Origin of the sequence: Myxococcus vastator, from assembly GCF_010894475.1 — a bacterium.
Classification (GTDB): Bacteria; Myxococcota; Myxococcia; order Myxococcales; family Myxococcaceae; genus Myxococcus; species Myxococcus vastator.
This window is the reverse complement of sequence record NZ_JAAIYB010000607.1, coordinates 1-3,910: the sequence shown is the minus strand read 5'-3', so window position 1 is coordinate 3,910 and position 3,910 is coordinate 1. Positions and strand designations below refer to the sequence as shown.

Sequence of the window (3,910 nt, the reverse complement as noted above, 5' to 3'; positions counted from 1 at the left end):
ACCTCGCCCGCCTTGGTGCCCTCCAGCGCCGCGTTCAGCGCCAGCAGGTCGGAGCGCTCCGCCACCTGGTTGATGACCTGGGCAATCTTCGACACCTGCTGCAGGTCCTGGTTGAGGCCGACAATCGCGTCCGCCACGCCCTTGGATTCGGTGCGGATGTCGTTGATGCCCGCCACCACCTGCGCCACCACCGCCATGGCCTCCGCCACGGCCTCGTGGGTGCGCCGCGCGCTCGACTCCACCACCTCCGTGGAGCTGGAAATCTGCTCGGCCGTGCGGCTCAGCTCCTCGAACGTGGCGGCGATCTGCTGCGCGTACGCCGCCTGCTGGCTGATGACGTGCTCCTGGTCCGCGGACGCCCCCAGCAGGCCGCGCGACGCGCCGGAGAGCTGCTCCGTGCGCGACACCATCTCCATCACCGAGGTGCGCAGCGTGCCCAGCATCTTGTTGAAGGACTGCGCCATCAGGCGCACCTCGCCCGTGGCTGGCACGTCCAGCTCCCCGCGCGACATGTCGCCCCGGGCCACGTCCCGCACCACCTCCGTCACCCGCGCCACCGGTTCGGCGATGGCGCGGCTGATGAACAGCGCCAGGGCCAGCCCCAGCACCAGCGCGCCCGCCAGTCCGGCGAGCACCGCGCCCCGCAGGTCATCCACCGAGCTGAGCGCCTCCTGGACGCCGAAGCTCGCCACGTAGAGGCGCTCACCACTGGCGCAGCGGACCGACACCTCGTCGCGGAGCGTGGACGTGATGCAGCCCTCCAGCCCCTCCACGCCGAGCGAGCGGATGGCCGCGGGAATGGGGCCGCGCGCGTGGAGCACGGCGCCGTCCGCCGACACCAGCCCCTGGTAGCGCAGGGTGAAGCCGCTGCGCTCGTTCAGCGCCTCCGGGGCCTCCAGCATCGACAACACGTCCCGCACCCGGGCCATGGACTCCGGCGTGCCGTCCGCGGCCAGGAGCGCGGGGTGCTGCGACATCAGCCGCGCCACCACCCGCACCCGCTTCTGGAGCAACTCCAGGGTGACTTCCCGCTGGTGCATGGGGAAGTACACGACGCAGAAGCTCACCACCGCCAGGCAGGGCACGAGCACCGCGATGGCCACCTGCGTCCGCAAGCCGAGCCGGCCCCACATGCTTGCCATCTCCCCGGTGAGAAAGTTCTACGCCGGATGGATGCCGGCGGTCCTCGGACGGTAGGCGTCCCTTCGCGGAGCGTCAAACCGGCCGATGAGACGGAGGCCCCGCGGGCCGCTGATCCACGCCGGGCGCGCCCTGGGACAGCATGAACACCGCTTTTCGCCGTTATCTCAAGGGGTTGGCGCGCCGCTCCCTGGACTTTCCCTTTGACATGGCGAGCGCGGTGTCATTAGGTTCCGCGCGCGATGACTCCGACTCCCCTCACGCCATACCTGCCGCTGGCCGTCGTCCTGCTGCTGGCGGGTGGCATGGCGATGCTCATTCCCCAGATCACCACGCGGCTGGGTCCTCGCCGCCCGAGCGCCATCAAGGCGACCAGCTTCGAGGCCGGCTCCGAGTCGAGCGGCCCGGCGCGGCAGCGGTTCGCGGTGAAGTTCTACGTCGTGGCCCTGTTGTTCATCGTGTTCGACGTGGAAGCGGTGTTCCTGTACCCCTGGGCGGTGAACTTCCAGGCGCTCGGCTGGTTCGGGTACGTGGAGATGCTGGTTTTCGCGGCGACGCTGGTGGTCGGCCTTATCTACATCTGGAAGAAGGGCGCCCTGGACTGGGAGAGCTGAGACATCATGGCTGACGCAGACCTCGCAAACATCGTTACCACGCGCCGTGACGACTCCATGGGCTGGCTCCAGTCCATCGTCTCCAAGGGCCTGGGCTGGGCGCGCAAGTACTCGCTCTTCACCTACCCTTACGCCACGGCCTGCTGCGGCATGGAGTACATGTCCGTGGCCGCCAGCCGGCACGACATCTCCCGCTTCGGCGCGGAGTTCCCCCGCTTCTCGCCGCGCCAGGCGGACCTGCTGATGGTGGTGGGCACCATCAACCTGAAGCAGGCCCCCATCCTCAAGCGCGTCTACGAGCAGATGGCCGAGCCCAAGTGGGTCGTGGCCTTCGGCGTGTGCGCGTCCTCGGGCGGATTCTACGACAACTACGCGGTGCTTCAGGGCATCGACCGCATCATCCCGGTGGACGTGTACATCCCCGGCTGCCCGCCGCGCCCGGAGCAGGTGCTCGACGGCCTGATGCTGCTGCAGGACAAGATTGGCAACCAGGTCCACCGCATCGCGGACCGCGAGGAGGCCAACCCCACGGCCGCGCGGCACAACCTGCTGCTGTCCATGAACAAGTAACGCGCCCCACGCGCGGTACCGCCAGGGCCCCGCCCGCTTCCCGCCTCAGTCGGTGGAAGCGCCGGGGCCTTGGTATTTCTGGCCGGCCTCACCCGCCACGCGGCTGCGGTTGCGCGGCCGCGGGGCGTTGGCCGGCCACCTTTCGCCAGCCTCCCGCCGCCGTCCGGCCCTGCACGCCGTCGAACCACGCCTCCAGCGCGTGGGCGTCCGGCCCTTCACAGTCGCCCTGGCAGGCGCGCAGCACCGTGCCGTTGGCCTGGGGCCGGTCCACCCACCAGCGCTGGCCGTCGAAGGCGCCCACGTCCTTCTCCTGGAGGATGCGGGCGTGGGCCGCGGGCCCCATCTCCACCACGCCATCCGGACGGATGCGGTACGCGTCGAAGGAGCGAGGCGCCCCTGGCCAGTGCCCCGGGTCGAACACCTCCGGCAGCACGTGGGTGAAGCCCGTCTCCGCGTACAGCGCCAGCGGCGCCAGGTCCTCGCCGCGCAGCAGCGGCGCCAGCGACACGCCGTCCACGTCCGACAGGCGCGGCAGCCCGGACAGCTCCAGCAGCGTGGGCCCCACGTCCACCAGCCGCACCAGCGAGTCCACCAGGGCCGGCGCCGCGCCTCGTCCCTTGGGCAGCTTCACCGCCAGGAGGATGCGGTTCTCCTCCTCCGACAGCCGAGCGCCATGCACCGGCGTGGCGCCCGCGAGGTCGTCGCGGTCCGCGTGGAAGCTCTCGCCATGGTCCGACATCAGGAGGATGAGCGCGTCGTCGTAGCGCCCCGAGCGGCGCAGCGCGTCCAGCAGCGTCCCCACCTGCGCGTCCGCCTGAGCAATCAGCTCGTCGTAGAGCGCCTCCGCGCCCGCGCGGTTCCAGCCGCCCTTCGCGCCCGGGGACACCGGCGCGAAGTGCATGCGCAGCCGGCGCTCCAGCGGCTCCGAGGCCGGCACGAAGCGGCGGTAGAAGGGATGCACCGGGTCGCCCGGGAAGTGCGCCGCCGTCGCGTGGAAGGCGAACAGCGTGGGGCCCTGGCGCGCCTCGTTCACCAGCCGCGCGGCCAGCCGCTCCGCGTAGCCCATGGGGTCATGGATGCCGGCCAGCGCGCGGTTGTCGATGAACTCGGGCAGCCAGGCGGCGCCTGGCGCGTGGTCGGCGAACATGCCCAGCGCGCGGTAGCGCAGCTTCTCCAGGAGGAAGTTCACCGCCCCGCGCGGCGGCTGCAAGCGCGTCTCGAAGCCGGACGCGGGCCCCTCCGCGTGGAAGCGCGAGCAGTCGGTGGAGAACACCGTGCGCCACCCCGCCTGGGCGAAGGACTCCGCGAAGGTGCGCTGGAGCTGCATCCGCGAGTCGGACGTCAGCGAGTAGCGCACGCCCGTCTCGTGCGGCCACCGCGCGGTGAGCAGCGAGCGCCACGCGGGCTCCGTCTGGGCAATGGGCGTGTACGCGCGGGTGAAGAGCGTGCCGTCCTCCAGCAGGCGCTCGACATGGGGCGCCACCTCGCCCGACCCGCCCTGGGACTTCAATCGGTCCGGCCGGAACGCGTCGATGCCGATGACGACCACCAGCGGATGCCCAGGCGCGCCGCGTCCAGCCATCCCC

At 71.2% G+C, this 3,910-nt stretch carries 4 protein-coding genes; 2 read left to right on the top strand and 2 right to left on the bottom strand.

The window, feature by feature from the left end; genetic code table 11:
- The coding region (locus G4D87_RS34780; protein ID WP_371928650.1) for a methyl-accepting chemotaxis protein at nt 1–1,133 on the bottom strand (1,133 nt) is incomplete at its 3' end.
- A gap of 249 nt (nt 1,134–1,382) precedes the next feature.
- Between G4D87_RS34780 and G4D87_RS34775 the strand changes: the two genes are divergently transcribed.
- Both G4D87_RS34775 and G4D87_RS34770 read left to right on the top strand, forming a co-directional pair.
- A complete protein-coding gene (locus G4D87_RS34775; protein WP_141255777.1) occupies nt 1,383–1,754 on the top strand; it encodes an NADH-quinone oxidoreductase subunit A in 372 nt (123 codons plus the stop codon).
- Nucleotides 1,755–1,760: 6 nt separating this feature from the next.
- Complete coding sequence (locus tag G4D87_RS34770; protein WP_140790248.1) at nt 1,761–2,324, top strand: NADH-quinone oxidoreductase subunit B; 564 nt, start codon at nt 1,761–1,763, stop codon at nt 2,322–2,324.
- 88 nt (nt 2,325–2,412) lie between these two features.
- Here G4D87_RS34770 and G4D87_RS34765 read toward each other — a convergent pair.
- On the bottom strand, nt 2,413–3,910 hold a 1,498-nt coding region (locus tag G4D87_RS34765; RefSeq protein ID WP_240358847.1), incomplete at its 5' end, for a sulfatase-like hydrolase/transferase.